The sequence below is a fragment of the Flavisphingopyxis soli genome (genome assembly GCF_007995095.1).
Classification (GTDB): domain Bacteria; phylum Pseudomonadota; class Alphaproteobacteria; order Sphingomonadales; family Sphingomonadaceae; genus Flavisphingopyxis; species Flavisphingopyxis soli.
In genome coordinates, this window is sequence record NZ_VOPY01000001.1 from 861,254 (window position 1) to 883,035 (window position 21,782).

Sequence of the window (21,782 nt, forward strand, 5' to 3'; positions counted from 1 at the left end):
AACACAATGAAAAACGCAATTTGGACGGCTTTCGCCGCAGTTATGCTTGCGGGGTGCGCGAATAGCGCTCTGATGGTCGAGGAACCGAACACCACCAGCTATCGAACCCAGTCGGCGACGGTCGAGTATGACAAGTCGACGGTGGCCGTCGACGCGGAAAACATCACGTACACGCAGCGTAAGATGGAAGAGGCGTTCTTCGGGGGCGACACGCCCCTGTTCGCGCGCGGCGACGGGATGACGGTTCGCTATCGCTATATCGGATTCGAGGAAGGCAGCCAGGTCGGGCGGTACCTTACGGCGGGGATCGCCGGCGGGTCGAAGATCGTGATGGAAGTGGACTTCGTCGGGCCTGACGGTCAGCTGCTGGCGCAAGTCCGGTCGGAAGGATCGGTGAGCGGCGGTTTCTTCGGCGGATCGAACAAGACGGGCATCGACAAGGCGGTCAAAAAGGCAGCGGACTATGCGTCTTCGCAGTTCAAATAGGGGGATGGCCTGCATTGCCGCTCTTGCCTTGAGTCTGGCGGCATGCGGGGTGCCCGAGGTGCCCGAAAGCAGCGATCAACAATCCGGGCCCGCGGCGGCGGAGCCTGCGTCGCTGTTCGCGAAGGCCAATGCGCGAGCGAGCGCGGATCCGCAACAGACCCTCATGCGCTATTGCATGGACAGGATCAGTTACTGGCGCGATCGCGGGATTGTCGAGCATGGCGGCGCGCGACCAGGCGTATCGCGATCGAACTGGCGCGGTCTGGACGACGAGGGAAGGCGCGACATCCTCGAGACGGCGGCGTGTATTCAGGCGAGCGGCCTGCCGGGCCCGGCACCGGGCGTGGTGGTTGTCGCCGGATTTCCCGACGTGGTCCAGGAAGAGGCCGTCATCGAGGTCGCTTACGAATAATCGGACGGATCACCCGCCGAACAGGTCCACCGCGGGCATGATGCGATGCATCCGCGCGATGCGAGTGCGGGCAACGCGAAAGATGCGGGCGGGATTGAACTGCTCGAGCTCGACGAAATTGCCGGTGATGCGGACCAGTCGCTTGACGAGGACGGTGACGACATCGTCGTCGGTCCCGTTGTTCAGCTGGACGACGACATAGTCGGCAGGTCGGACGGGCCGGTGCGGATCGACGATGCCCATGTCGCCACGTTCAAAGCGGGGCTCCATCGAATCTCCCATGAAGTAGATTGCATAAGCCTCTCGGACGCCCTGAAGCGCAGGCGGGCGTGAGACCATGCGGATAACGTGGGTTGGTTCGAAGAGAGTCGTCTCGATCTCTACATCGCCGTTCGAATTGCTGGGGAAGGTCGCGCCGCCACAATGGCCGGTGCCGAGGATCGGTAGATCCTGCCCGGGCCAGTCGCTGCCGAAATGGCGGTGCACGTCGCGTAGATCGACCTCCGATCGAACCATCTCGCGAACTTCTGTCTTTCCGAGAAGCCAGTCGGCCGAAACGTTCAGGTGCTTCGCGATCGCCTCCATGCGCTCGATGCGAGGCATGCCTTTACGCTTCACAAGGTTTGCGATCGCCTTGCTGTCGCTGCCATCGGTAATCTGCATCGACAGCCAATAGGCGGTCTTACCCATTTCATCGAGACGCTCACCGATGCGTTTGGCCAGTATTTCCGCGCGTTTGGACATGGGGGCATTATCCCCATTGCCGATGATTTCACCAGAGGGTAGCAATCCCCTTGACGACGGGGGACAAAGACCCCTAAAAGTCAGTCGACGAGTAGGGAGTGCGTTCATTGGACCTGAAATCTCGATTGTTGCGCTGCGCCGACCTTTGGGCGCAGGAAACGGGGGATCCCGTGAGCCGAGCGGCGAAGATTGTCGCCAACCATGGAGGCTTTTTCGACCGCCTCGCCGGAGAGGGCGCATCTTGCACGACCAAGATGCTCGAAAAGTTCGCGCGCTTCCTCGTCGATCCGGCGAACTGGCCGGGTCCGGTGCCGCAGGAGGTGTGCGATTTCGCCCATGCTGTCGGGGTTAGCGCGCCGACAGCAACCGCGTCATCGGGAAAGCGCGAGGCGATTTCCCCGGCCGATCATGCGCAGGTGACGGCATGAGCGTGTCGCGGACGCTGTTCCACCGGCTGTGCGCGGCAACGCGCGAGATGCAGCGCGGGGTCGGCGGGATCGAGGCGGCAGCGGAGATCACGGGAAAGTCGAAATCGCAGCATGGCCGGTTCCAGTCGCCGCACGATTCCGACCTGCCGACGGTCGGCGATATCGCGATGATCGAGGATATTTCGCGCGGCGATCCCGCGCATCCTGCGGTGACGCGGCTGCTGTGCCAGCTGGCGGGCGGGGTGTTCGTGCCGCTGCCGGCGCATGATGGCGACCTTCCAGGGCTGGCCGATTCGGTCGTCAGCCTGTCGTGCGAGCTGGGCGATGTCGCCAACGCGATCCGCGCGGGGCTGGCCGACGACCAGGTGTTGAGCGCGGTCGAGGCGGGCAAGGTGCGGCGCGAGCTCGACGACCTGATGCGGTGCTGTGCGGCGCTGGGGCAATTGCTCGACGCGCGGATCGCCGAGGGCGGACGATGAACGGCGTGGCGCAGCGCGGACCTATCATAGTGGACGAGGTGCCGACGATTTCGATCGGGCCGCTGTCGATGGCGATCGAGGCAGGGGCGCTCGAGGCGTGGTGCGCGGCGGCGCAGGCTGGCGACGTGCTGGTCTATGCGCACGGGCCGGTGCTGCCGCGGACCGCTGCGGTCGTGACGCTGGCGCGCGAATATGCCGATGCGGGACTGGTCACGCTTTCGTCGCAGAGAGTGGCGAAGGGTTTCGAGTGGAATGCGGTGCGGAGCAGGGTGCGCGCGGTCCGCGATATCAGCGACCGCCGGGCCGAAGACGCACTTGCGGCGCTGTCGCCGCCCGAAGAGGGATCGGTCGACGACATCATCCTGCGCGCGCTGAAGCGTGCGGCGAATTTCAACGCACCGTGCCCATCGAATGCCGATCTGGCGCGGCTGGCGCGGCTCGATACGCCAGTGGCAGCGAGCGACGTGATCAAGCGGCTGAAGAAGCGCGGCGCGATCACGGTGCTGGTGCCGGCGATGGGCGGTCGGGTCGTGACGATCGCGGCGACGGGCAAGCGGACGGCGCAGGGATCGACGCAGCGGGGGTCGGCATGAAGTCCGGCACCAAATTGTTCATTCCGTCATCGCCGTTTCGCGGCGGGTTGGCGGCATTATCCGGGCGCGGGCAACCCACCCTCCTGCGACCGGTAGCGGGGGCGGGGGCGGAACATCCCCCCGTCCTGGACCCCGTCCCCGCGACCCTTTCACGAAAGGCGGCGCGATGAGCAAGGCTCCCGACCTGGCCGACCGGATCGTCGCGACATTGCGCGAGGCCAAGGCCGACGAGACGGCCGACCGGCGTACGCTGGCGAAGGCGCTGGGCGTGACGCTGAAGGATTTCGACGCGGCAGTGCGATCGCTGCGCTGGGCGGGGAAGGTCGAGATGGACGCGATCAGGCTTTCGCCGTCGATGCGTGCCGGGGGTTGCTCTCCTGCCCCGCGCGCAACTGGAGCGGCGGCGACGGCGGGTGGCGGTGCAGGGTCCGATGGCCCGGCCACGCCATCCGCCAAGCGGCGACGGCCAGCGCGCGACCTGGCGAGCGTCGGCGAGACGATCATCGCGACGGTGAAGGCGCGGGCGAAGCGCGGGCTGGCGATGCCGAACGATGTCGCGCTGGGAAAGACGTGCGGCGTCTCGTTCTCGACAGTGCGCGACGCGATCGCGCGGATGGAGGGGCGCGGCGAGATGATCGTCGAGCGCCAGCCGCGCGGGCGCAAGGTGCGGATCGCGGCGTGCGGGGCGGAATTGCGGTCGGTGCGCTGGGTCGACGGGCGCGCGGGATCGCCCGAGCGCGAAGCCGCGGCCTATTCGGACCCGTTGCTCGCGGCGCGGGTCAAGGCGTGGCGCGCGCGCACCGGCTGGTCGCAGGAATCGTTCGTCCGCGCGCTGGCGCTGGCGGGCAACCGGCAGGGCGGGCAATCGCTCGAATCGCTGAGGCGGTTCGAGGCGACGGGCCGCGTGTTCGACCGAGGGTTCGGGCGTCGGCTGGAGCAGTTCATCGAGCAATATGCCGAGCCGGGCCCGTTCGCGGACTGGCAGGCGGCGCTGGCGCGCAGTGCGGTGGATGCAAAACAGGGCGAGGTCGCGGCGATCACCGAGCGGGTGGCGCGCGACCAGGCCGGGCGGCGCGAGCGTGTCCGCGGGCAACACATGGACGGACGGCGGGCGGACATGATCCGGGCGCCGCACGAACCGGTCGATCGCGCCGACGAGGCGGCGGTCGCGGTGGCGCGGGCGAGCGGCCAGTCGCTGTCGTTCAGGATCCAGGCAGAATGCATGGAAAATGCGGCCGACCTGCGCCGCGCGCTGCAGCAGCGCTGGGACGGGGTGTGGCGGCGCGCCTGTGCGGGCGCGGCCAAGGCGGGGGTCAGCCCGCTGCAATACGCAGTGTCGCTGATCGAGATGGGTCTCGATTGCGCGGCCGAGGATCTTGCGGAGGAAGCGATATGAAACTTGCCGGTCGATTGAACGAGATGCTCTGGACGCGGTGTTCGCGGCTGCGCGCATCGCGCGCGCCGGATTTCGTGATCGGGAACGACTATCTCCGTCGCTGGTGGGTTATCCCGCGCAACCGGCTGTTCAACATCTATCATCACGACGTGCTGCATAGCGACGAGGATCGCGCGTTGCACGATCATCCCTGGTGGAACGTCTCGATCGTCCTTGCCGGCGGTTATTTCGAGCATGTGATCGAGGCAGGCGGGATCAACCGCAAGGTCTGGCGCGGTCCCGGATCGATCGTCTTTCGCAGGGCGAAGGCGGCGCACCGGCTCGAGCTGCCGTTCGAAGGCGCCCGGGCGTTCACGCTGTTCATCACCGGACCGCGTATTCGCCAATGGGGCTTTCATTGCGCGCAGGCGGGTTGGCGCCACTGGAAGGACTTCACCAACGCCGACGACTACGGCCAGATCGGTCGCGGGTGCGGCGAATGAGCGATGCTGCTGACATCATTGCCTTGGTCACGCCGTTGCTGAACGAAGAACAGAAAGCCGCGATATCGGACCTGTTCGAAGCGTTCGACGAAGCGATGGCCGAGGAACGGCAGGCCGAGCGGTTCGGCGTTGCGCTGGCGATGGCACCGATCCTCGACCGGTCGAAGGTGTCGTTCTTTGCCGATCATGTCGGGCCGGGCGACCGGATCGGCGCGGCCGAGGCGCGCGACTTCTTTCGCCGGGTCGAGGCGCGGGTCGAGGCGGTCTGCGCTGGGCTGCACCGGATCGAGGCGAGCGAATGACGCGCGACCTGTTCCAGCTTTGTTCTTTTGCCTTGCGCGGGTCGTCGGGGTCGGCGCACAGGTTCGCGCATGGCGAAATCCGAATCGATCCTGCCCGACTGGGCGACGACGCTCGACGGGCTGATCGCGCGCGGCTCGACGGTGCGTGTCAGCTGCGACACGTGCGATGCTTGGGTCGATATCGACCTGGTCACGCTGCGCAGTCGGACGAGCGGGACATATTCGCTGGTCGACCGGCGTCCGCCATGCCGGATCACCGAGGGGTGCGCGGGACACAACCGCTTCCTGTTCGACGGTCGCGGGCGAATGGAGCTGCTCGCCAGCCGATAGGCGGTGCGGCGTGAGGTCTTTCGTTCAAAGTGGCACTTTGGCCGAGGATGGCGCTGTTCATCCGCTAGAGCCAGTGCGGATCGGTCGCGCCGAGCTATATTGCGGCGATGCCTATGAGCTGTTGCCAGCATTGGGTCGGTTCGATGCACTGGTGACCGACCCACCTTACGACTTCAAGGCCACTGGGGGGGGCGAGTTTCGCAAAGTGCGAGGCGGCATGGATCAGATCGTTGCCGAAGGATTAGACTGCGGCTTCGACATCAAAATTATCGACCCGCTCCAGTTCTCGTCGGTGATCGTCTTTGCGCACAACGACCAGCTACACCGGCTTCTACCCCATCTTGCCGGAATGTTCCGGCGCTATGCCGTTTGTATCTGGCGCAAATCGAACCCGATGCCGGTCGCAAATAGGCATTACCAGCCCGATCTGGAATTCTATGTTCACGCATGGCTGGAAGGCTTTCACCCGGACGGCGCGATGGTCGAGAAACGGCGTTCGTGGGACGGCAAGGCTGCTCCTCGGAAGGACTTCAACCACCCGACGGTCAAGCCGCTCGACCTGATGCGCAAGATCATAGTGAATACGGCTGGCAACAGCGTATGCGACCCCTTCATGGGTACTGGCACGACGGGGGTCGCGGCGATCGAAAAAGGCCGTCGCTTCGTCGGCATCGAGCATAATCCAAGGCATTTCGAAACTGCTTGCCGACGAATCGAGGCAGCGGCGTGAGCGGTTTAGGCGATCTTTCCCGTGGCGAGGGCCTTGATGGCGTCGTTGAGCTTCTCGACGACCAGGATTCCCCTGCCATTCAGAGGCACGCGACCATCGGGTTGGCGGTTTTCGAACCACCAGCTCGACGTCATGCGCGGAGTCTGACTTTCGTGACCCTCAAGCAGGGCGTGAACATCTGCCAGCGCAAGCAATTCTCCGGGGGTCAGTCGCACCGCGCGTTCGATCATGAATTCGGCGCGCCGCTCTGCGTCGAGAATCGGGTGGACGGGATGACCATTCGGCGCCTCGTGGTCGGGTTCGCGAACCAGGCTACGCAAGAGCATCAGCGCATCGAGAACGGCGGCGCGCTCGTTCAACAACGCCAGTTTCGCTTGCCTGCGATCAAGCGTGAGTACTGCCCAGGCGACGATCGCGCCGCCCGCCACGTTGCCGGCGAAACCAAACCAGTCGCCCCCGTCGATGCCTGCCCGACCGATGGTCAGGACAAAGGCGCCGAGCAGCAATGCTCCCGCTATGAGGCCGCCCAGAAGGCCTTCGCCGATCCCTTTCCATCGCACCATCGTTCAATCCTCCTTGCCACGCGGCGACTTCTTGATGCGCGCGGCAGCGCTGGGGTCGATGAATTCACCGGTACGAGGGTGCCTTGCAGCGCGACTTTTGGCGTTGCCGGCGCGCAGGAAGCGGCCTTCGACGGCGTTCGCCTGGTCGAAGGCCCGCGCGATCTTGCGCTTGGTAATCTCGGCAGGATCGTCGGTCGGAGCAGGTTCGAGCGTCCAGCGCGGTGCATCGAGCGCCTTGGCGATCGCATCGAGCGTCTCGGCGCGGCCGCGACCGGGATCGAGCGCCTCGATCCGCGCAATGCCCGCCTGAGTGAGATCGGTCGCTCCGGCGAGATCGGCCTGGGTCATTTTGCGGTAGCGACGCCATGCAGCGATGGGGTGCCTGCCGCCTCGAATAGCGGCGTCGACTTCGGCGGGGATACCGCCGTCGGCGTCTATCGATGCGCGGCCGGCGTATGCGGCAGCGAGATCAGCGGCGTCTTCGGCGGCATCGAGCAGTGCCTGATATTCGGCGAGCGGGATGGTCACGTTGCCGTTGGCGTCGGGGGCGACCTTGCGGTCGAGCAGGGCGGCGATGTCGCCTTTGGTATCAATGGTCATAGTCAGTCTCCGGTCGTGGTGGGAAGTGTAGGACGGTCGTATCGTGGGTCAGTAAACCGACCCCCTTGCCCCGATGGCGGTAATGGAGAGCGTCATCCCGTCGTCGTCATAAATGACCCGCCAGTCGCCGACGCGAAGCCGGAAGGCGGTGGTCCCTTGAAGCCGCGTCACGTTGTTCGCGAGGCTGCCATCATCGAGAGCCAGCTGCTTAATCTTATCGTCTATCTTCTCCGCTTCATTGGCGGGGATTTTGGCGAGCGCCTTGCTGGCGGCTTTCGAGAGAATGACTGTTTTCATGCTCCGATTATAACGAAATACAACAGGTGCGTCAATATTAAAACAACGGAATACAACAAGTATTTCGCGCTGTTGAAGGGGGGTATGGCGCCATGACGATTCCGCAGAGTTTTCTGGAGGAAATTCGCGCGCGGACGGTGCTTTCGGGGCTGGTTTCGGCGCGGGTCAAGATCGTGCGCAAGGGGCGCGAGTTCGAGGGGCTGTGCCCGTTCCACTCCGAAAAGACTCCGAGCTTCACGGTCAGCGACGAAAAGGGCTTCTATCACTGTTTCGGGTGCGGCGCGCATGGCGACGCGATCCGGTGGCTGACCGATGCGGGCGGGATGGGGTTCATCGACGCGGTGCGCCAGCTGTCCGAGGCTGCGGGGCTGACGATGCCAGAGCGATCGCCGGAGGCGGCGAAGCGCGAGGAGCGGCGGGCGGGATTGCTGCCGCTGCTCGAGGCGGCGCAGGCGTTTTATGCGGGGCAATTGGAGGCGTGCGGCGCGGCGCGCGAATATCTGGCGGAACGCGGCTGGGACGGGAAGGCGTGCGCGACATACGGCATCGGCTGGGCACCCGGCCGATCGCTGTCGGTGCGATCGGCGTTGGCGGGGGCCGACGAGGCAGAACTGCGTGCGGCAGGGCTGATCGCTGGCGAAAAAAACGAGGATTTCCTGTGGCAGCGGATCACTATCCCGGTGCGCGATGGGCGCGGACGGGTGATCGGCTTCGCCGCGCGGAGCGTGGAAAACCCTTCGACAGGCCCAGGGCGAGCGGGAAGTGGGGTGGCGGGTCCGAAATACGTCAACTCGCCCGACGGACCGGTGTTCGACAAGGGGCGGACGTTGTTCAATCTTGACCGCGCGGCGGCGCTGGCGCGGCAAACGCGCCGGCTGGTCGTCGTCGAGGGTCAGTTCGATGCGTGGGCGCTCGACCGCGTCGGATTCGCGGCGGTCGCGCCGATGGGCAGCGCGTTGACCGAGGCGCAGATTGAGCGCGCCTGGCGCGTCTCCAACGTCCCCGTCCTGATGTTCGACGGCGATGCCGCGGGCCGCGCTGCGGCGGTGCGGGCGTGCGAGCGCGCGCTTGCCGGCGTCGGGCCAGGTCGGTCGTTGGCGATCGCGATGCTGCCCGAGGGCGAGGATCCCGACGGGCTGGCGCGCAAGGGATGCAAAAAGGCGCTGACGGCGGTGATCGACGCGGCGCGACCGCTCGACGAATTCCTGTTCGATGCGATTATGGGGGAAGCGGCGTGATTCGGCCTATCAAACGAGGATATTCACTGGCCCGGAGGGGGACTGTTGACGCGGCTCGCGATGAAACTGTCATCAACAATGAGAACGGCGTCCCCACTTTCCGGCGTCACGACACTACCACGAATGACGACCGGAACATCGACGGGCACCTGCTGCCACTCGCCTACGCCCCGATAAAGATTATATCTCTCACCGGATACCGCTGTAAAAACAATCTCAGATCCTACGACGTGTGCTGTTCCCATAAGCGTAGTATCTTGCGGCGCTCGCGCGAGCTGGGGATCGAATCCGCGAAGAATGACCAGCCGAACATTCCTAAATTCCGGCCCATATGCGTCGTTATTAAGAATTGCTTTGCCGGTTTGTCCGCGTCCCACGTCAGGTTCACGTTTCAGTATTTTTCGTCGAGAATTCTTATCAGAGCGGTTTCGTCTTGGAAGAAAATCCCCGCGATCGACACTTATCGTTCCAGTGCGTGTTACAATGTCCACTCGAACAACCGAGTAATTCTCCGCCATTATAGAGACCGAATCACTCAACGGGTTGGGGCGGTTCCAAGTCAGTCTATCGGATATATCGACTCCAAATTTTATGATCGCTGCCAGCGCCGCCCCGTTGATCAGAACGTCGGCCCACACGCTGCCAGACCGAATTTCCGCGATCTCTACGACAGTATTTCTTCCGAAATGGCTCCGAAGTCTCGCGAGTCGGTCAACCTCGATCAGAAATCGTGCGACGAGGCGAGCGGGAACGGCCTCATTCGTTTCGAAATAGAAGCCGATAGCGTTGTCGATCGAGATTTCGCGGCGCATAATATTCCCCCTCTTGTAGCATCCAGCACGAACACTGCCGCGATGCAAACACCTCTAGTCAAATTACGACTTGGAATTGATAAAACAGGCGCGCAACATGGTAGGCATGCCATCTCTGAGCCTCATGACCTATCTGTTCTCTGTCGGGGTCTTGATTGGAATCTCGCCTCATCGGATCGACGAGTATCAGTTCCCGCACGGATTGAGGGTCGCGATAATTGCGATCATCGGCCTCGGTTTCACACTAGAGACCTCAAGCTTTTACGGGTGGGCGGTGACTTGCTCCGCAGTTTTGGGAGTGTTTTTCATCGGCAAGGTGATCGGCGAGCCGATGGGCGAATACTACCGCGATTATCGGGAGCGGCGCGACCGCGACAGCTAAATGAGCCGACAGCATGATCGCCCAAAGCACCACTTTGGGCGAAGCCCGATCGCCGGAGGCCATCGCCGGTATCTGGTCCCGCCTCGACGGCCTTGCGCGATCGATCGGCGATGGCGAGACGCGGGCGCAGTATCTTGCCGCCTGGCGCACGCGGTTCGACGCGGCGTTTCCGACCCCGGACCCCAGCATGGACGACGTTCCAATCGTTCCGGATGGAAGGCTGGCGGGCCTGACGGCCGAGGAAAGGGGGCGCGTCGCGTTGATCGGGGCAGCGTGGCTTGCGCGGGTCGCGGGCTTCGTCGACGGCGGTGACAATGACGCGGTGAAGCGCTTTGCCTGGGGTGTCGGGCAGCGCGTCGCGGCGGACATGGTCGGCGAAGAGGCGGCTATCGCCGCGCTCCTCGCGAAGCTCGAGCTCGAGGAGCTGCCGCGCGAGATTGCGCGATCGTTCGCGGCGGGGCAGCGCAAGGGTTTCGATCCGTGGCAGGTTGTCGTATCATTGCGCTGTGCCGCGCATCCGATGACCGACCTGGGCAATGCCGAGCGGTTTCGCGACCGGTATCTGGACGATTTCCGCTTCACGACGGCCAAGGGCTGGCTCGGCTGGGACGGGCGGCGCTGGCGCGTGCTCGACCAGGAGCAGGATTCGACGCCGGCCGAGGTGCAGGCGGCGGTGTTCGACACGATCCGGTCGATCCAGCACGAGGCGCGCTGCATTCGCGAGACGGGCTGGGGCGACGATACCGACCTGATCTACTGGATCGAAAAGGCCAAGGGGCATGGGCGCACCGAAGCGGCCGACCTCGGCATGAACCGGCTGGTCCACAAGGGTCGCAAGGTCGAGCCATTCGACACGATATTGGGCGCATGGGGCCGGTCGAGCGAGAGCGCGGGCAAGCTGGGCTGTATCGCCAACCTCGCCAAGCGCTGGCTGACGGTCGCGATTGAGGAATTCGACACCGATCCTTTCACGGTGAACGCACTCAACGGAACTCTTCGATTTGAGAGGATACGCGACGACGACGGCAAGTTCCGGGCGATCGTGCGGTTGCGCGAGCATCGGCGCGAGGACCTGAATACCAAGCTGGCGCCGGTCGAATACGATCCGCACGCCGAATGTCCCCTTTACGACGCGGTGATCGAGTGGGCGCAGCCCGACGCGGCGATGCGGCGATACCTCCACCAGTGGGGCGGATATTCGGCGTGCGGCCATGTCGGCGAGCAGCAGCTGCAGTTCTGGTACGGGCGCGGGGCGAACGGCAAGTCGACGATCATCGACGCATGGGCGGGCACGGTGGGCGATTATGCCGGCACGATCGGCATCGAGACCTTCCTCGACCAGGGGATCAAGAAACGCGGCGACCAGGCGACGCCCGACTTGGCGAAACTGGGAGGCGTGCGCATGCTGCGCGCGTCGGAGCCCGAGCGCGGGGCGAAGCTGAACGAGGCGCTGGTCAAGGCGGCGACGGGCGGCGAGCCAATGAGCGTGCGCGCGCTGCACAAGGGGTTTTTCGACCTCAACCCGCTGTTCAAGCTGACCATCGGGGGCAATTACCGGCCCGACGTGCCGGGCACCGACGAGGGCATCTGGCGCCGCCTGAAGCTCGTCCCGTGGGACCAGCATCTGCCGGTCGGCGAGCGCGACAAGGACCTGCCCGGGAAGCTGAAGCTGGAGCGGGCAGGGATCCTCAACCGGCTGGTCGAGGGTTTGATCGACTGGATGGACCATGGATTGACCGAGCCCGACGCGGTGAAGGCCGCGACGGCCGCATATCGCGACGATAGCGACCCGTTGGCCCGCTTCCTGCGCATGTGCACCGAGATGGACCCCGACAGCCGCGTGCAGAGCAGCGTGCTCTATGGCGTGTTCGTCGCCTGGGCGAAGGCCGCGGGCGAATATGAGTGGAAGAACAAGGGTTTTTCGCAGGCGATGCAGGCCAAGGGCTTCATCAAGAAGGCGTCGAACGGGATCCAGTGGATGGGATTGAAGCTGGTCCGGCAGGCCGACGACTTCCTCGACCACGAGGGCAATGTGCGGCGCATCGAGGAGGACGAGATCGACGCGATCGATGCGCCTCGCGCGCCGCCCGACGATGCGCCCGCGGCCCCCGACCCCCGCGATGGTGGAGGCTTCGATGATTGAGGGAAGGTTCCATCCGGAAGGGTGGCGGAAGCTTTGCGGGAAGGGACGGGGCGCGGTTTCGTGCGGGTGTGGAATGGTTGGAAGGATTTGCGATATGTTTTCCCTCATATGTGCGCGCGCATGCTCAGGCATGCGCGAGACAATAAACATGATAACCCTTCCAATCCTTCCAAAGGGATATGAAGAGAGTCATTATCCTTTAATTCTTATGGGGTTGGCGGATCGGCGATGGTTCCGGCAAAGGTTCCATCTTCCTTCCGCCACCCTTCCGGTGATAGCATCGGGGCATGGACGCGGATCGAGAGCCCGTTTCGGAGCGCGCGTGGATCGGCTGGCTCGGCTGGGCAGCGATCGCGGTGCTGGTCGGCTGGCCGTTGCTGACGGCGCTGGGCCTGATCGGCTGACGCCAGCTGCGCGGGTGGCAGCATGAGCGTCGTCGCTGGTACCGCGGTCGATGGCGAGTGCGCCTTCCTGACCTATGACGATGTCGAGGCGGCGCTGGTCGAGGCGTGGCAGCTGTGGCGGCGATCGCCGGGTGGCGGGCGCTGGCCCTTCGCCGGTGACGGGCCTTGGCACCTGGCGACTGGTGACGTCCGCGCGGGCGATTACGATGCGCGCGGAGGCGACGGCGCATCGAGCGACGTCGCGGTGCGGCCGATGCCGCTGTCGCGCGGAGAGGTCAGCGAGCGCGACGTGGCGAGCGAGTGGCTGTCGATGATCCCCGACGAGGGCGACCGGCGTATAGTGTGCCTGGCGATCGCCGAGCTGGCGCGCGGGGCGAAGCGGGTGCCGTGGCGCAAGCTGCTCGCGCCGATGGGCCGCGCGCATGGTGCCGACGCGCTGCGCATGCGCTACACGCGGGCGATCGGGCGGCTGGCGATGGCGGTGAACGCGGGGTGACCCCGGACGCGACGCGCGCCCGGGGTCGCGGCACTCAACCGATCGGACACTCGTCGAGGCTGAGCAGGTTGTCGGTCGTGTCCTTGTCGGGATCGGTCCGCAGGAAGCGGGTCGTGCTGCCGCGGTAGTGATAGGCCCGCACTTCGCGGACGTGACCGCCCTCTTCGGTGTAGAAGGTCCAGCCGTCATCGATCAGGTTAAGCATATCCTCCAGCGTGAAGCGGTAGAACATCCCGTTGGCCTCGAAGCCGAAATGAGTAATCGCCTCGTACCGGTTGTCGCGGGGCGTCTTGTTTATGCAGCGTATTCTGGCGCGTTTTGCCATCGTCGTCTTCCTTTGTTGTGCCAGGTTGACCGCCGCGACCGAAAAGCGCATTTTGCACATCGGCACCGATTGAGCGCTCAACCCGAGCATTCTTGCCATGGACCGGTCGGCGTTGCTGCGTCGGCCGGTCCGTTCACGTGAGGTCCCTCGCGGAAACTCACCATCGCAGTCTGCCTGATTTAAAAACGTACGCAAGGGTGAACAGGTAACCGACCATCAGTCGGGTGGTGGAAAGCCAAAACGCGCAGATAAACGCGGGTAGAAGCTGTCAACCCCCCAAAATGCTTCTAGGGTTTCTAGGGGTGGTGTTCACTAATCGGTCCGAATGGGGCTATACGAAGTCACACTGGCGGTGACGTACGAACGCGAAGGGGCAAGGCCGATGGGACGGCTGACCCGGTTGCCTTCTCGGATCGGAACGCTCGCCTCCTCCAAGATCAAGTCACCGACCGGGCGCGCCGAGATCGACGCGGCTCGCGACAAACTGCCCTGGCGGCGATGGTACAAGACTGCGCGATGGCAGGCGCTGCGATGGCGCGCGCTGATCCGCGATGCGTTCACCTGCCAGATGTGCGGGCATGTCGGGCCGAGCCCCGAGATGGTCGCCGATCATCGCCGACCTCACAAGGGCGACGAGCGGCTGTTCTTCGACGAAGAGAACGTCTGGACGCTGTGCAAGACGCCTTGTCACGACAGCGTGAAGCAGCGCGAAGAGCGCGCTGCCCAGCGACGATAGGGGGGGGTGAAAAGTCCACAGGGCCGGAGCGCCTAGACCTCCGTCCCTCCAACGCAGGGAATTTTTTTTGAGTGATTGGGATTTTGACCTGCTTGGTGATCGGATCCCGGAGGGGTTCGGTCGGCGCGGTCGGCCCCCGCATGTGCCGAGTGACGAAAACCGGCAGAAAGTCATACTGTTGGCGGCGTTCGACAAGAACGAGGAACAGATTGCCGCGGCGCTTTCGATCACGCCGCCTACGCTGAGGAAACATTATTTTCGCGAGCTGAAGTTCCGGCTGGAGTCGCGCCAGCGGCTCGAGGGGAAGCTGCTGCTCGCGCTGGTCCAGCAGGTCGAGGCGGGCAACGTGTCGGCGATCGATAAGCTGTGGAAGCGGCTCGACCGGCATGACCTGGCGCTGCCGGCGAAACGGCCGGTGCCGGCGAAGGCGAAGAAGCTCGGCAAGAAAGAGCAGTCGATCATTGATGCCCGCGAGGGCGCAAGCGATAGCGGATGGGGTCCCCTGATCCACTAGAGTGGGACTTCTCGTGCCCCGATTGGGAGCAGCGGTTGCGCGATCAGCGCTCGCTGCTGCCCGATCTGCCGCTCGATGAAGTCGAAGCGTCACGCGCGGTCTCGATCTTCGACCGGCTGCGCCTGCCGGACGTTCCGGGGCAACCGGCGTTCGCCGATGCTGCAGGCGACTGGGCGCGCGACATGGTCCGGGCGATCTTCGGGTCGCTGGTCGATGGCGAGCGGATGGTCCCCGAGCTGTTCGAGCTCGTGCCGAAGAAGAACGCGAAGACGACAAACGGCGCAGCGATCATGGTCGTCGCGCTGCTGATGAATTTGAGACCGAGGGCGGAGTTCGTCCTGGTTGGCCCGACGCAGGAGATCGCCGACCTGGCGTTCCAGCAAGCGTCGGGAATCATCGATGCGGATCCCGACGGGTATCTGCAGAAGCGGTTCCAGGTGCAGGAGCACGTCAAGACGATCGTCGACCGGACGAACAACGCGCGGCTGAAGGTCAAGACGTTCGACCTGAAGGTGGCGACGGGCGCGAAGCCCGCGGGCGTGCTGATCGACGAGCTGCACCTGATGGCGGGCATGCCGCATGCGGCGCGCGTGATCGGGCAATTGCGGGGTGGCATGATCGCCAACCCGGAAGCGTTCCTGATCTTCATCACGACGCAGTCGGACGAGCCGCCTGCCGGGGCGTTCAAGGCCGAGCTCGACTATGCGAGGGCTGTGCGCGACGGCCGCATTCCGCAGGGCCGCGTCCTGCCGATGCTGTACGAGTTTCCCGAGGCGATGCAGATCGCCGAGGAAAAGCCGTGGCGCGACCCGGCATGCTGGCCGATGGTGCTGCCCAACCTGGGGCGTTCGATTACGGTCGACCGGCTGAAGAAGGAATTCAGGGCCGCGCGCGAAAAGGGCGAGGCCGAGGAACGGCGCTGGGCATCGCAGCACCTGAACATCGAGATCGGGCTGGCACTGCACAGCGATCGCTGGATCGGTGCCGACCTGTGGCCACGCGCGGTCGACGTGACGCTGAGCTATGCGGAGCTGATCGCGCGGAGCGAGGTCATCGTCGCGGGCATCGACGGGGGCGGGCTGGACGACCTTATGGGCCTCGGCCTGATCGGCCGGTGCCGGGAAACGAAGAACTGGCTGGGCTGGGGACACGCCTGGGCGCAGCCGGAAGTATTCGACAAGCGCAAGGAAATCGCGGCGCGGCTACAGGACTTCGCCGACGAAGGCGACCTGACGGTGTGCGAGGATCCGACCGAGGACATTCGTGGCCTGGCGGATATCATCGAGGAATTGAACACGCTGGGATTGTTGCCGGCGGAGAACGCGGTCGGGCTGGACCCGCAAGGGGTCGGCGCCCTGATCGACGAGCTGAGCGGTCGCGGCATAGCCGAAGCGCAGATGATCGGCATCGCACAAGGGTTTCGGCTCTCCTCCGCGGTGTGGGGCCTCGAGCGCAAGTTGAAGGACGGGACATTCGTCCATGCGCCCCAGGCGCTGATGAACTGGTGCGTCGGCAACGCGAAAACGGAGCAAAGGGGCAATGCGGTGCTGATCACGAAACAGACGGCCGGAAAGGCCAAGATCGATCCGTTGATCGCGATGTTCAACGCGGTGTCGCTGATGGGCCGGAACCCGGTTGCGGAAGGGGACAATAATGGCGGACTCGACAGGTACCTGGAGCGGTTGAGCGCCTGATATGGGAATTGTCCGGCGCATGCTCGCCTTCACAGGTATATACCCCGACACGGGGTTCGAAGTGGCTTCGGCCTCCGGGCGCATGGGGAGCGACATGTCGCGCGCGAATATTTGCGTCGATGCGGAAACGGCGATGCGCTTCGCGGCATTCTTCGCCTGCGCGCGCATCCTCGCCTCGTCGATCGCGTCGCTATCTTTGCCGCTGTACGAGCGGATCGAAGGCGGGACGCGGCGCACGGCAAGCGAGCATCCGCTCTATGCGGTGTTGCACGATGCGCCGAATGCCGACCAGACTACGGTCGACTATTTCGAACAGATGGTCCTCGGCCTGTTGCTGGCTGGCGATCACTTTGCGCTCAAGCATCGAGGGACCTCGGGGCAACTGGTCGCGCTGGAACCGATCAAGGGCCGCGTCACCGTTGGCCGTGGCGATCGCGGGCAGCGACTGTATCGCTGGCACGAGGGGAGTTCCGAGGTCGAAAAAACCGAAGACGACGTGTTCCATGTCATGGGTTTCGGCGGGGGACCGCTGCGCGGATTGTCGGTGCTCGGAGCGGCACGCGAGACGTTGGGCCTGGGCATCGCTGCAGACCGATCTGCCGCGGGCATGTTCCGCAACGGGATGCGTCCGAGCGGAACGATCAATTACGACAAGTTCCTCGACGAGGAACAGTACGAGAGTGTCAAGCAGCGCATCGCCGATCATTTCACCGGCGCGGACAACCATGGCCGGCCGTTCATTCTCGAAGGCGGATTCAAATGGGGGGCCGTCCAGATGAACGCGGACGACGCCCAGCTTCTGGAAAGCCGGAAATTCTCGATCGAGGAAATCTGCCGGTTCTTCGGCGTGCCTCCGTTCATGATCGGGCACAGCGAGAAGTCGACCAGCTGGGGGACGGGGATCGAGCAGCAGCTGCTCGGGTTTCAGAAGTTCACGCTCGGGCCCTGGCTGAAACGCATCGAGAAGGCGATCGGGCGGCAATTGCTCAAGCCGGAGGAACGCAAGCGGTTCTTCGCGGAGTTCAACCTGGAGTCGCTGCTGCGCGCCGACACGGCCGCGCGATCGACTTTCTACAAGGAAATGACGGGCATCGGCGCGATGACGGTCAACGAGGTGCGCGCCAAGGAAAACCTGCCCCCCATCGAAGGCGGCGAAGTCGCGCGGATCCAGATGCAAAATGTACCACTGACCGATGCCGGCAAGGGAGTGACGACCAATGTTTGACACCAAGCGCAGGCTGAAAGTGCGGGACTTCGATCTCGACCTGAAGGCGGACGGCGTGGCCGAGGACGGCACCTTCACCGGATACGGTTCGGTTTTCGGTGTCGTCGACAGCTATAACGAGGTCGTGGCGCCAGGCGCGTTTGCGGACAGCTTGAAGGAGCTTCAGGCGAAGGGGCGCAAGATCCCGGTCCTGTGGCAGCACATGGAGCGCGAGCCGATCGGCGCCTATGATGAAGTCGTCGAGGACGGGCACGGATTGAAGGTCGCGGGACGGCTGCTGATCGACGGCGTCGCCCGCGCCAAGGAAGCGCAGCAGCTGATGCAGGCCGGCATCGTGAGCGGCCTGTCGATCGGATACTGGGTCCGCGAATCGAGCTTCGACGAAAAGACGAAAATCCGCACGCTCGAGCGGCTCGACCTGGTCGAGATATCGCTCGTGACCTTTCCCGCATGCGACGACGCGCGGATCGAAGCGGTCAAGATGAAGCTGGCGCATGGCCAGCTGCCCGAACTTCCCGAATTCGAAAAGTACCTGCGCGAGGCAGGCTTTTCCAAATCCCAGGCCGCAGCGGTTGCCAATCGCGGCCTGGGTCACCTGCTCCGGAGCGAGTCCGAGGGCGCGGCAGCCAGTGGTGCGGCGAAAGCCTTCACCAGTGCGGTAGCTGATTTCCAGCTGCCTTCCCTCTGAAATTGGAGCGTAAAATGAAACACCTCAGTTACATGATCATCGCGATCATCGCGGTCGCCGCGATGATCTTCACGCCCGACGTTGCGATGGCAGCGACCGGCGCAGCAGCAGTCGGAGGCCTCGGATTCAAGTCGCTTGCGATGGCGGGCCTCGCCCTTCCCGCGGCTCGTGAATTCGGCCGCAAGAACGATGGCGGCGACGCGTCACCGACCACCGAAGCGGATCTCAAGACCGCGGCTGACACGCTGAAAAAGGCGACCGACGACGTCAAGGAATTCGCCACCCGCGCTGAGGCACGGCTGAAGGCCGGCGAGGATTTGTCGAAGGAAGCCAAGGCCGCTGCCGACAAGTTGCTGACCGAAGTCGAAGCGATCCGCGCGACGCATGATGCGCTCGAGCAGAAGCTTTCGCGCAGCCCCGGCACGCCCGAGCGGCAGAAGTCGTACGGCGAGCAGATCGTCGGTTCGGACGAGTACAAGGCGATGAAATCGGGCGGCAGCGGCGGTCGCATGAAGCTGTTGATGAAGGCGATCACGTCGGCCAGCACCGATGTCGAGCCGATGCGCGATCGCGAGACGGTGCAGATGCCGCGCCGCGGCCTTTTCGTTCGCGACCTGCTCGATGTCGTTCCGACCAGCTCGTCGTCGATCGATTACATGCGCCAGTCGGTGCGCGACAACCAGTCGGCGCCGGTCGCCGAGAGCGCCGCCAAGCCGTATTCGAACTACGCCTGGGAAAAGGTGTCGGTTGCGGTGCGGACGATCGCTCACCTCGCCAAGCTGACACGCCAGGCGGTGGACGACGACGTCCAGCTGCAGGGCGAAGTCGACAGCGAAATGCGGTTCGGCCTGAGGCTGACCGAAGAAGCGCAGCTGTTGTTCGGCGACAATACGGGCGAAAACCTGAACGGCCTGGTGCCGCAGGCGACCGCCTATGCCGATCCGACCGGCGGAGCGATTACCGCGGAAACGCAGATCGATACGCTTCGGTTGGCAGCACTGCAGGCGGAGCTGTCGCTCTATCCGTCGGACGGCTTCGTGCTCAACCCGATCGACTGGGCGATCATCGAGCTGACCAAGACGACCGAGGGCGCGTACATCTTCGCGAACCCGACGGGTCTTGCCGGTCCGACGCTGTGGGGCAAGCCGGTGGTTGCGACTCCGGCGATGACCGAGGACAAGTTCCTCTCTGGCGGTTTCAAGCGTCAGCGGCTGTACGATCGCATGGACATCGAGGTGCTGATCGCCAGCGAAAATGCAGACGACTTCGAGAAGAACATGTACACGATGCGCGCCGAAGAGCGCCTTGCGCTGGCCGCGCGCACGCCGGCTGCGCTGATCTACGGCGACTTCGGCCGCATTGTCTAAACGACATAGCTAACTCGATCGGGCGGGGCTTCGGCCCCGCCTTTTCTCGAACTCGCGCGGTCGCGCCGGTTCGAGAAGGGAGATTGATCATGGCGAAATTCAAGGTGCTGCGCGAACACCGCGGCGACAAGCAGTATTCCGAGGGCGACACCCGCACGGCCGAGCCGAGCGTGGTCGCGCACCTGGTCGATGCTGGTATTCTCGCGCCGGTCGACAGCGGAAAGAAGAAGCCTGCTGCCGCCAAGAAGGCGAAAACGCCGGGCAACAAGAAGGCCCCGACGCCCGACAACAAGGCGGTCTAAGGCGGCAGCGCCGGTCACGACATGACGTTCACTCTCCAGAGCGAGCCGTTCGACGGTGAGGCCGTCCTGCCGCTGGACGATGCGAAGGCGCATCTGCGTGTCCTCAACGGTGACGAGGACGCGTTGATCGCGGCGTTGCGCGATGCGGCGATCGACTGGGTCGAGCGGTACTGCGCGATCTCGCTGTCGGCGCGGGCGTTCACCTATTCGGGTGACGGGTTCCCGGCGCGGTTCCGGTTGCCGTATGCTCCCGCGACCGACGTGACGGCGATCACGACGTTCGACACCAGCGGGGCGGCTGTCGCGATGGATCCGGCCGACTGGCAGTTCAGGGCCGGGCACCTTTACCCGGCGATCGGGAGCAGCTGGCCGTCGGTCCTGAACGGCGCCGGTTCGGTGACGGTGACGTTCACGGCGGGATACGCCAGCGCGGCCGACATTCCGCCCGCGATACTGTCGGCAGTGAAGCTGTTGACGGGGCATTTGTTCAAGCAGCGCGAGGCGACGATTTCGGGGCAGGTGGTGACCGAGGTGCCGTTCGGCGTCACGGCCCTGTTGGCGGCGTTTCGCACGCCGGTGATCGGCTGACGCCATGGATGCGGGAGAGCGGGACCGACTGATCGTGTTCCAGGCGGTGACAAGCGCAGAGAACGACTTCGGCGAGCCCGTGGGGACTGGATTTGCCGAGGTCGGGCGCGAATGGGCCAAGATCACCTATGGCACGGGTTCGGAAAGGCGCGAGGCGGGTATCGAGGGCAATGACCTGCCAGCGACATTCCGCACGCTGCAGAACGCGATGACGAGATCCATCACGACGAAACACGTCATCTATTTCGACGGCGCGGTCTGGGACATCACCAGCGCGGTACCGTGGAAGCGCGAAGACATGGATTTTACCGCACAGAGGAGAGCTTTATGAAGGTCCGGACATTGAAGCCGCACGGCAATGTTTTCGGCGCCCGCTACGCGAAGGCGGTGGGCGACGAATATGAGCATCCGCAGCCCGAAGCCGACATCGCGTTCGGCTATGTCGAGGACGCGACGTCGCCGGTCGATCTTGCCAAGATGGATGTCGCCGAGCTCCAGGAATTCGCGGCCAAGCGCACGATCCTCCTCCCTTCCGAGGGAGAAGGCACGGGCAAGGATGGCCGGGTCATCAAGGCCGACATGATTGCGACGATCGAAGCGACCCTTGGGGTTCAGCAGGCAGGCTGATGCTCGATTTCTCGCTGAGCGGGATCGAGGAGGCGATCGCCAATATCAGGACCGTCGGCGCGGCGGTGAACGACGACAGCGTCGGTGAAAGCGCGCTGGCGGCGTTAGAGCCCGTCGCAGAGGATGCCCGGAGCCTGGCGCCCGTCGAAAGCGGTGACTTGCGCGACAGCATCGTGGTCAGCCTGACGCTGCCGGATGGTGGCGAGGCGTATTTCGACGGCAGGGCGGCGTTCGTCGGTCCGCTGACATCGAGCCAGTTCTATGCCTGGTTCGTGGAGATGGGGACAGTCAAGATGCGTGCCGAGCCGTTCCTGCTGCCGGCGATCGATGCCAACGAGGCGCTGGTGTTCGAAGTGCTCGGCGCAGGCGTCGGCCAGACGATCATGACCGCGGTCTGAC

The 21,782-nt window shown here is 64.4% G+C and carries 31 protein-coding genes; 25 read left to right on the top strand and 6 right to left on the bottom strand.

Going from position 1 to position 21,782, the window contains the following annotated elements:
- Positions 1–72 precede the first annotated feature (72 nt).
- The gene (locus FSZ31_RS04245) at positions 73–486 is read left to right on the top strand and encodes a hypothetical protein (protein WP_147121774.1); all 414 of its coding nucleotides are present in this window, start codon (positions 73–75) and stop codon (positions 484–486) included.
- A gap of 49 nt (positions 487–535) precedes the next feature.
- On the top strand, positions 536–898 hold the full coding sequence (locus FSZ31_RS04250) for a hypothetical protein (RefSeq protein ID WP_147121775.1): 363 nt from the start codon (positions 536–538) through the stop codon (positions 896–898).
- Positions 899–907: 9 nt separating this feature from the next.
- Here FSZ31_RS04250 and FSZ31_RS04255 read toward each other — a convergent pair whose 3' ends face one another.
- Positions 908–1,687, bottom strand: a complete 780-nt coding sequence (locus tag FSZ31_RS04255) for a S24 family peptidase (RefSeq protein ID WP_161595937.1) — start codon at positions 1,685–1,687, stop codon at positions 908–910.
- Positions 1,688–1,812: 125 nt separating this feature from the next.
- On the opposite strand from FSZ31_RS04255, the gene FSZ31_RS12785 reads away from it, so the two are divergent.
- The 8 genes from FSZ31_RS12785 (at position 1,813) to FSZ31_RS04285 (ending at position 6,382) form a co-directional block, all read left to right on the top strand.
- Positions 1,813–2,070: a hypothetical protein gene (locus tag FSZ31_RS12785; RefSeq protein WP_161595938.1), complete on the top strand. Its 258-nt coding sequence runs from the start codon at positions 1,813–1,815 to the stop codon at positions 2,068–2,070.
- Positions 2,067–2,549 (top strand): phage regulatory CII family protein, encoded by a 483-nt coding sequence (locus FSZ31_RS04260; protein ID WP_147121777.1) that lies wholly within the window; start codon positions 2,067–2,069, stop codon positions 2,547–2,549. Before FSZ31_RS12785 ends, FSZ31_RS04260 begins: the two co-directional genes overlap by 4 nt.
- Positions 2,546–3,142 (top strand): hypothetical protein, encoded by a 597-nt coding sequence (locus tag FSZ31_RS04265; protein ID WP_147121778.1) that lies wholly within the window; start codon positions 2,546–2,548, stop codon positions 3,140–3,142. The genes FSZ31_RS04260 and FSZ31_RS04265 overlap by 4 nt, the downstream gene beginning before the upstream one ends.
- A 166-nt stretch (positions 3,143–3,308) precedes the next feature.
- Positions 3,309–4,538 carry a hypothetical protein gene (locus tag FSZ31_RS04270; RefSeq protein WP_147121779.1) on the top strand — a complete coding sequence of 410 codons (1,230 nt, stop codon included), beginning with the start codon at positions 3,309–3,311 and terminating at the stop codon, positions 4,536–4,538.
- Complete coding sequence (locus FSZ31_RS04275; RefSeq protein WP_236643654.1) at positions 4,535–5,020, top strand: hypothetical protein; 486 nt, start codon at positions 4,535–4,537, stop codon at positions 5,018–5,020. The genes FSZ31_RS04270 and FSZ31_RS04275 overlap by 4 nt, the downstream gene beginning before the upstream one ends.
- Entirely contained in the window at positions 5,017–5,322 is a 306-nt protein-coding gene (locus FSZ31_RS04280; protein WP_147121780.1) for a hypothetical protein, read from the top strand. The genes FSZ31_RS04275 and FSZ31_RS04280 overlap by 4 nt, the downstream gene beginning before the upstream one ends.
- A 69-nt stretch (positions 5,323–5,391) precedes the next feature.
- On the top strand, positions 5,392–5,652 hold the full coding sequence (locus FSZ31_RS12985) for a hypothetical protein (RefSeq protein ID WP_236643655.1): 261 nt from the start codon (positions 5,392–5,394) through the stop codon (positions 5,650–5,652).
- A gap of 73 nt (positions 5,653–5,725) precedes the next feature.
- Entirely contained in the window at positions 5,726–6,382 is a 657-nt protein-coding gene (locus FSZ31_RS04285) for a DNA-methyltransferase (protein WP_236643656.1), read from the top strand.
- Positions 6,383–6,387: 5 nt separating this feature from the next.
- On the opposite strand, the gene FSZ31_RS04290 is transcribed toward FSZ31_RS04285, so the two are convergent.
- The 3 genes from FSZ31_RS04290 to FSZ31_RS04300 are packed head-to-tail and all read right to left on the bottom strand — an operon-like array spanning position 6,388 to position 7,842.
- Positions 6,388–6,888: a hypothetical protein gene (locus FSZ31_RS04290; protein WP_147121782.1), complete on the bottom strand. Its 501-nt coding sequence runs from the start codon at positions 6,886–6,888 to the stop codon at positions 6,388–6,390.
- Positions 6,889–6,948: 60 nt separating this feature from the next.
- Positions 6,949–7,545, bottom strand: a complete 597-nt coding sequence (locus FSZ31_RS04295; RefSeq protein WP_147121783.1) for a helix-turn-helix domain-containing protein — start codon at positions 7,543–7,545, stop codon at positions 6,949–6,951.
- Between the two features lie 48 nt (positions 7,546–7,593).
- On the bottom strand, positions 7,594–7,842 hold the full coding sequence (locus FSZ31_RS04300) for a type II toxin-antitoxin system RelE family toxin (protein ID WP_147121784.1): 249 nt from the start codon (positions 7,840–7,842) through the stop codon (positions 7,594–7,596).
- Between the two features lie 92 nt (positions 7,843–7,934).
- Here FSZ31_RS04300 and dnaG point away from each other — a divergent pair, with 92 nt between their 5' ends.
- A complete protein-coding gene (gene dnaG / locus FSZ31_RS04305; RefSeq protein WP_147121785.1) occupies positions 7,935–9,080 on the top strand; it encodes a DNA primase in 1,146 nt (381 codons plus the stop codon).
- Positions 9,081–9,103: 23 nt separating this feature from the next.
- Here dnaG and FSZ31_RS04310 read toward each other — a convergent pair whose 3' ends face one another.
- Positions 9,104–9,892: a hypothetical protein gene (locus FSZ31_RS04310; protein WP_147121786.1), complete on the bottom strand. Its 789-nt coding sequence runs from the start codon at positions 9,890–9,892 to the stop codon at positions 9,104–9,106.
- A gap of 124 nt (positions 9,893–10,016) precedes the next feature.
- On the opposite strand from FSZ31_RS04310, the gene FSZ31_RS04315 reads away from it, so the two are divergent.
- From FSZ31_RS04315 to FSZ31_RS04325, 3 genes are all read left to right on the top strand, one after another.
- A complete protein-coding gene (locus tag FSZ31_RS04315) occupies positions 10,017–10,274 on the top strand; it encodes a hypothetical protein (RefSeq protein WP_147121787.1) in 258 nt (85 codons plus the stop codon).
- 13 nt (positions 10,275–10,287) lie between these two features.
- The gene (locus FSZ31_RS04320) at positions 10,288–12,417 is read left to right on the top strand and encodes a DNA primase family protein (RefSeq protein ID WP_147121788.1); all 2,130 of its coding nucleotides are present in this window, start codon (positions 10,288–10,290) and stop codon (positions 12,415–12,417) included.
- A gap of 426 nt (positions 12,418–12,843) precedes the next feature.
- Complete coding sequence (locus FSZ31_RS04325) at positions 12,844–13,317, top strand: hypothetical protein (RefSeq protein ID WP_147121789.1); 474 nt, start codon at positions 12,844–12,846, stop codon at positions 13,315–13,317.
- 34 nt (positions 13,318–13,351) lie between these two features.
- On the opposite strand, the gene FSZ31_RS04330 is transcribed toward FSZ31_RS04325, so the two are convergent.
- Positions 13,352–13,642: a DUF3892 domain-containing protein gene (locus FSZ31_RS04330; protein ID WP_161595939.1), complete on the bottom strand. Its 291-nt coding sequence runs from the start codon at positions 13,640–13,642 to the stop codon at positions 13,352–13,354.
- A 325-nt stretch (positions 13,643–13,967) separates the two neighbouring features.
- On the opposite strand from FSZ31_RS04330, the gene FSZ31_RS04335 reads away from it, so the two are divergent.
- From FSZ31_RS04335 to FSZ31_RS04385, 11 genes are all read left to right on the top strand, one after another.
- Entirely contained in the window at positions 13,968–14,378 is a 411-nt protein-coding gene (locus FSZ31_RS04335; RefSeq protein WP_236643657.1) for an HNH endonuclease, read from the top strand.
- Positions 14,379–14,445: 67 nt separating this feature from the next.
- Positions 14,446–14,892 (top strand): hypothetical protein, encoded by a 447-nt coding sequence (locus FSZ31_RS04340; RefSeq protein ID WP_147121792.1) that lies wholly within the window; start codon positions 14,446–14,448, stop codon positions 14,890–14,892.
- A gap of 35 nt (positions 14,893–14,927) precedes the next feature.
- Entirely contained in the window at positions 14,928–16,586 is a 1,659-nt protein-coding gene (locus FSZ31_RS04345; protein WP_236643658.1) for a terminase large subunit, read from the top strand.
- A 19-nt stretch (positions 16,587–16,605) separates the two neighbouring features.
- The gene (locus FSZ31_RS04350) at positions 16,606–17,811 is read left to right on the top strand and encodes a phage portal protein (RefSeq protein WP_161595940.1); all 1,206 of its coding nucleotides are present in this window, start codon (positions 16,606–16,608) and stop codon (positions 17,809–17,811) included.
- Positions 17,804–18,499 carry an HK97 family phage prohead protease gene (locus tag FSZ31_RS04355; RefSeq protein WP_147121795.1) on the top strand — a complete coding sequence of 232 codons (696 nt, stop codon included), beginning with the start codon at positions 17,804–17,806 and terminating at the stop codon, positions 18,497–18,499. Before FSZ31_RS04350 ends, FSZ31_RS04355 begins: the two co-directional genes overlap by 8 nt.
- A gap of 14 nt (positions 18,500–18,513) precedes the next feature.
- On the top strand, positions 18,514–19,866 hold the full coding sequence (locus FSZ31_RS04360; protein ID WP_147121796.1) for a phage major capsid protein: 1,353 nt from the start codon (positions 18,514–18,516) through the stop codon (positions 19,864–19,866).
- 89 nt (positions 19,867–19,955) lie between these two features.
- Positions 19,956–20,168, top strand: a complete 213-nt coding sequence (locus FSZ31_RS04365; RefSeq protein ID WP_147121797.1) for a hypothetical protein — start codon at positions 19,956–19,958, stop codon at positions 20,166–20,168.
- Between the two features lie 21 nt (positions 20,169–20,189).
- The gene (locus FSZ31_RS04370) at positions 20,190–20,756 is read left to right on the top strand and encodes a head-tail connector protein (RefSeq protein ID WP_147121798.1); all 567 of its coding nucleotides are present in this window, start codon (positions 20,190–20,192) and stop codon (positions 20,754–20,756) included.
- A gap of 4 nt (positions 20,757–20,760) precedes the next feature.
- On the top strand, positions 20,761–21,087 hold the full coding sequence (locus FSZ31_RS04375; RefSeq protein ID WP_147121799.1) for a phage head completion protein: 327 nt from the start codon (positions 20,761–20,763) through the stop codon (positions 21,085–21,087).
- Positions 21,084–21,383 carry a hypothetical protein gene (locus FSZ31_RS04380; RefSeq protein ID WP_147121800.1) on the top strand — a complete coding sequence of 100 codons (300 nt, stop codon included), beginning with the start codon at positions 21,084–21,086 and terminating at the stop codon, positions 21,381–21,383. Before FSZ31_RS04375 ends, FSZ31_RS04380 begins: the two co-directional genes overlap by 4 nt.
- Positions 21,383–21,781: an HK97-gp10 family putative phage morphogenesis protein gene (locus tag FSZ31_RS04385; RefSeq protein ID WP_147121801.1), complete on the top strand. Its 399-nt coding sequence runs from the start codon at positions 21,383–21,385 to the stop codon at positions 21,779–21,781. The genes FSZ31_RS04380 and FSZ31_RS04385 overlap by 1 nt, the downstream gene beginning before the upstream one ends.
- Position 21,782 lies beyond the last annotated feature (1 nt).

Coding starts and splice junctions, on each gene's coding strand:
- FSZ31_RS04380 (WP_147121800.1), top strand. CDS start 21,084: ATGAAGGTCCGGACATTGAAGCCGCACGGCAATGTTTTCGGCGCCCGC.
- dnaG (WP_147121785.1), top strand. CDS start 7,935: ATGACGATTCCGCAGAGTTTTCTGGAGGAAATTCGCGCGCGGACGGTG.
- FSZ31_RS04360 (WP_147121796.1), top strand. CDS start 18,514: ATGAAACACCTCAGTTACATGATCATCGCGATCATCGCGGTCGCCGCG.
- FSZ31_RS04275 (WP_236643654.1), top strand. CDS start 4,535: ATGAAACTTGCCGGTCGATTGAACGAGATGCTCTGGACGCGGTGTTCG.
- FSZ31_RS04355 (WP_147121795.1), top strand. CDS start 17,804: ATGTTTGACACCAAGCGCAGGCTGAAAGTGCGGGACTTCGATCTCGAC.
- FSZ31_RS04335 (WP_236643657.1), top strand. CDS start 13,968: ATGGGGCTATACGAAGTCACACTGGCGGTGACGTACGAACGCGAAGGG.
- FSZ31_RS04325 (WP_147121789.1), top strand. CDS start 12,844: ATGAGCGTCGTCGCTGGTACCGCGGTCGATGGCGAGTGCGCCTTCCTG.
- FSZ31_RS04295 (WP_147121783.1), bottom strand. CDS start 7,545: ATGACCATTGATACCAAAGGCGACATCGCCGCCCTGCTCGACCGCAAG.
- FSZ31_RS04260 (WP_147121777.1), top strand. CDS start 2,067: ATGAGCGTGTCGCGGACGCTGTTCCACCGGCTGTGCGCGGCAACGCGC.
- FSZ31_RS04270 (WP_147121779.1), top strand. CDS start 3,309: ATGAGCAAGGCTCCCGACCTGGCCGACCGGATCGTCGCGACATTGCGC.
- FSZ31_RS04265 (WP_147121778.1), top strand. CDS start 2,546: ATGAACGGCGTGGCGCAGCGCGGACCTATCATAGTGGACGAGGTGCCG.
- FSZ31_RS04280 (WP_147121780.1), top strand. CDS start 5,017: ATGAGCGATGCTGCTGACATCATTGCCTTGGTCACGCCGTTGCTGAAC.
- FSZ31_RS04330 (WP_161595939.1), bottom strand. CDS start 13,642: ATGGCAAAACGCGCCAGAATACGCTGCATAAACAAGACGCCCCGCGAC.
- FSZ31_RS04365 (WP_147121797.1), top strand. CDS start 19,956: ATGGCGAAATTCAAGGTGCTGCGCGAACACCGCGGCGACAAGCAGTAT.
- FSZ31_RS04350 (WP_161595940.1), top strand. CDS start 16,606: ATGCTCGCCTTCACAGGTATATACCCCGACACGGGGTTCGAAGTGGCT.
- FSZ31_RS04245 (WP_147121774.1), top strand. CDS start 73: ATGGTCGAGGAACCGAACACCACCAGCTATCGAACCCAGTCGGCGACG.
- FSZ31_RS04300 (WP_147121784.1), bottom strand. CDS start 7,842: ATGAAAACAGTCATTCTCTCGAAAGCCGCCAGCAAGGCGCTCGCCAAA.
- FSZ31_RS04370 (WP_147121798.1), top strand. CDS start 20,190: ATGACGTTCACTCTCCAGAGCGAGCCGTTCGACGGTGAGGCCGTCCTG.
- FSZ31_RS04375 (WP_147121799.1), top strand. CDS start 20,761: ATGGATGCGGGAGAGCGGGACCGACTGATCGTGTTCCAGGCGGTGACA.
- FSZ31_RS04310 (WP_147121786.1), bottom strand. CDS start 9,892: ATGCGCCGCGAAATCTCGATCGACAACGCTATCGGCTTCTATTTCGAA.
- FSZ31_RS04315 (WP_147121787.1), top strand. CDS start 10,017: ATGACCTATCTGTTCTCTGTCGGGGTCTTGATTGGAATCTCGCCTCAT.
- FSZ31_RS12985 (WP_236643655.1), top strand. CDS start 5,392: ATGGCGAAATCCGAATCGATCCTGCCCGACTGGGCGACGACGCTCGAC.
- FSZ31_RS04320 (WP_147121788.1), top strand. CDS start 10,288: ATGATCGCCCAAAGCACCACTTTGGGCGAAGCCCGATCGCCGGAGGCC.
- FSZ31_RS04385 (WP_147121801.1), top strand. CDS start 21,383: ATGCTCGATTTCTCGCTGAGCGGGATCGAGGAGGCGATCGCCAATATC.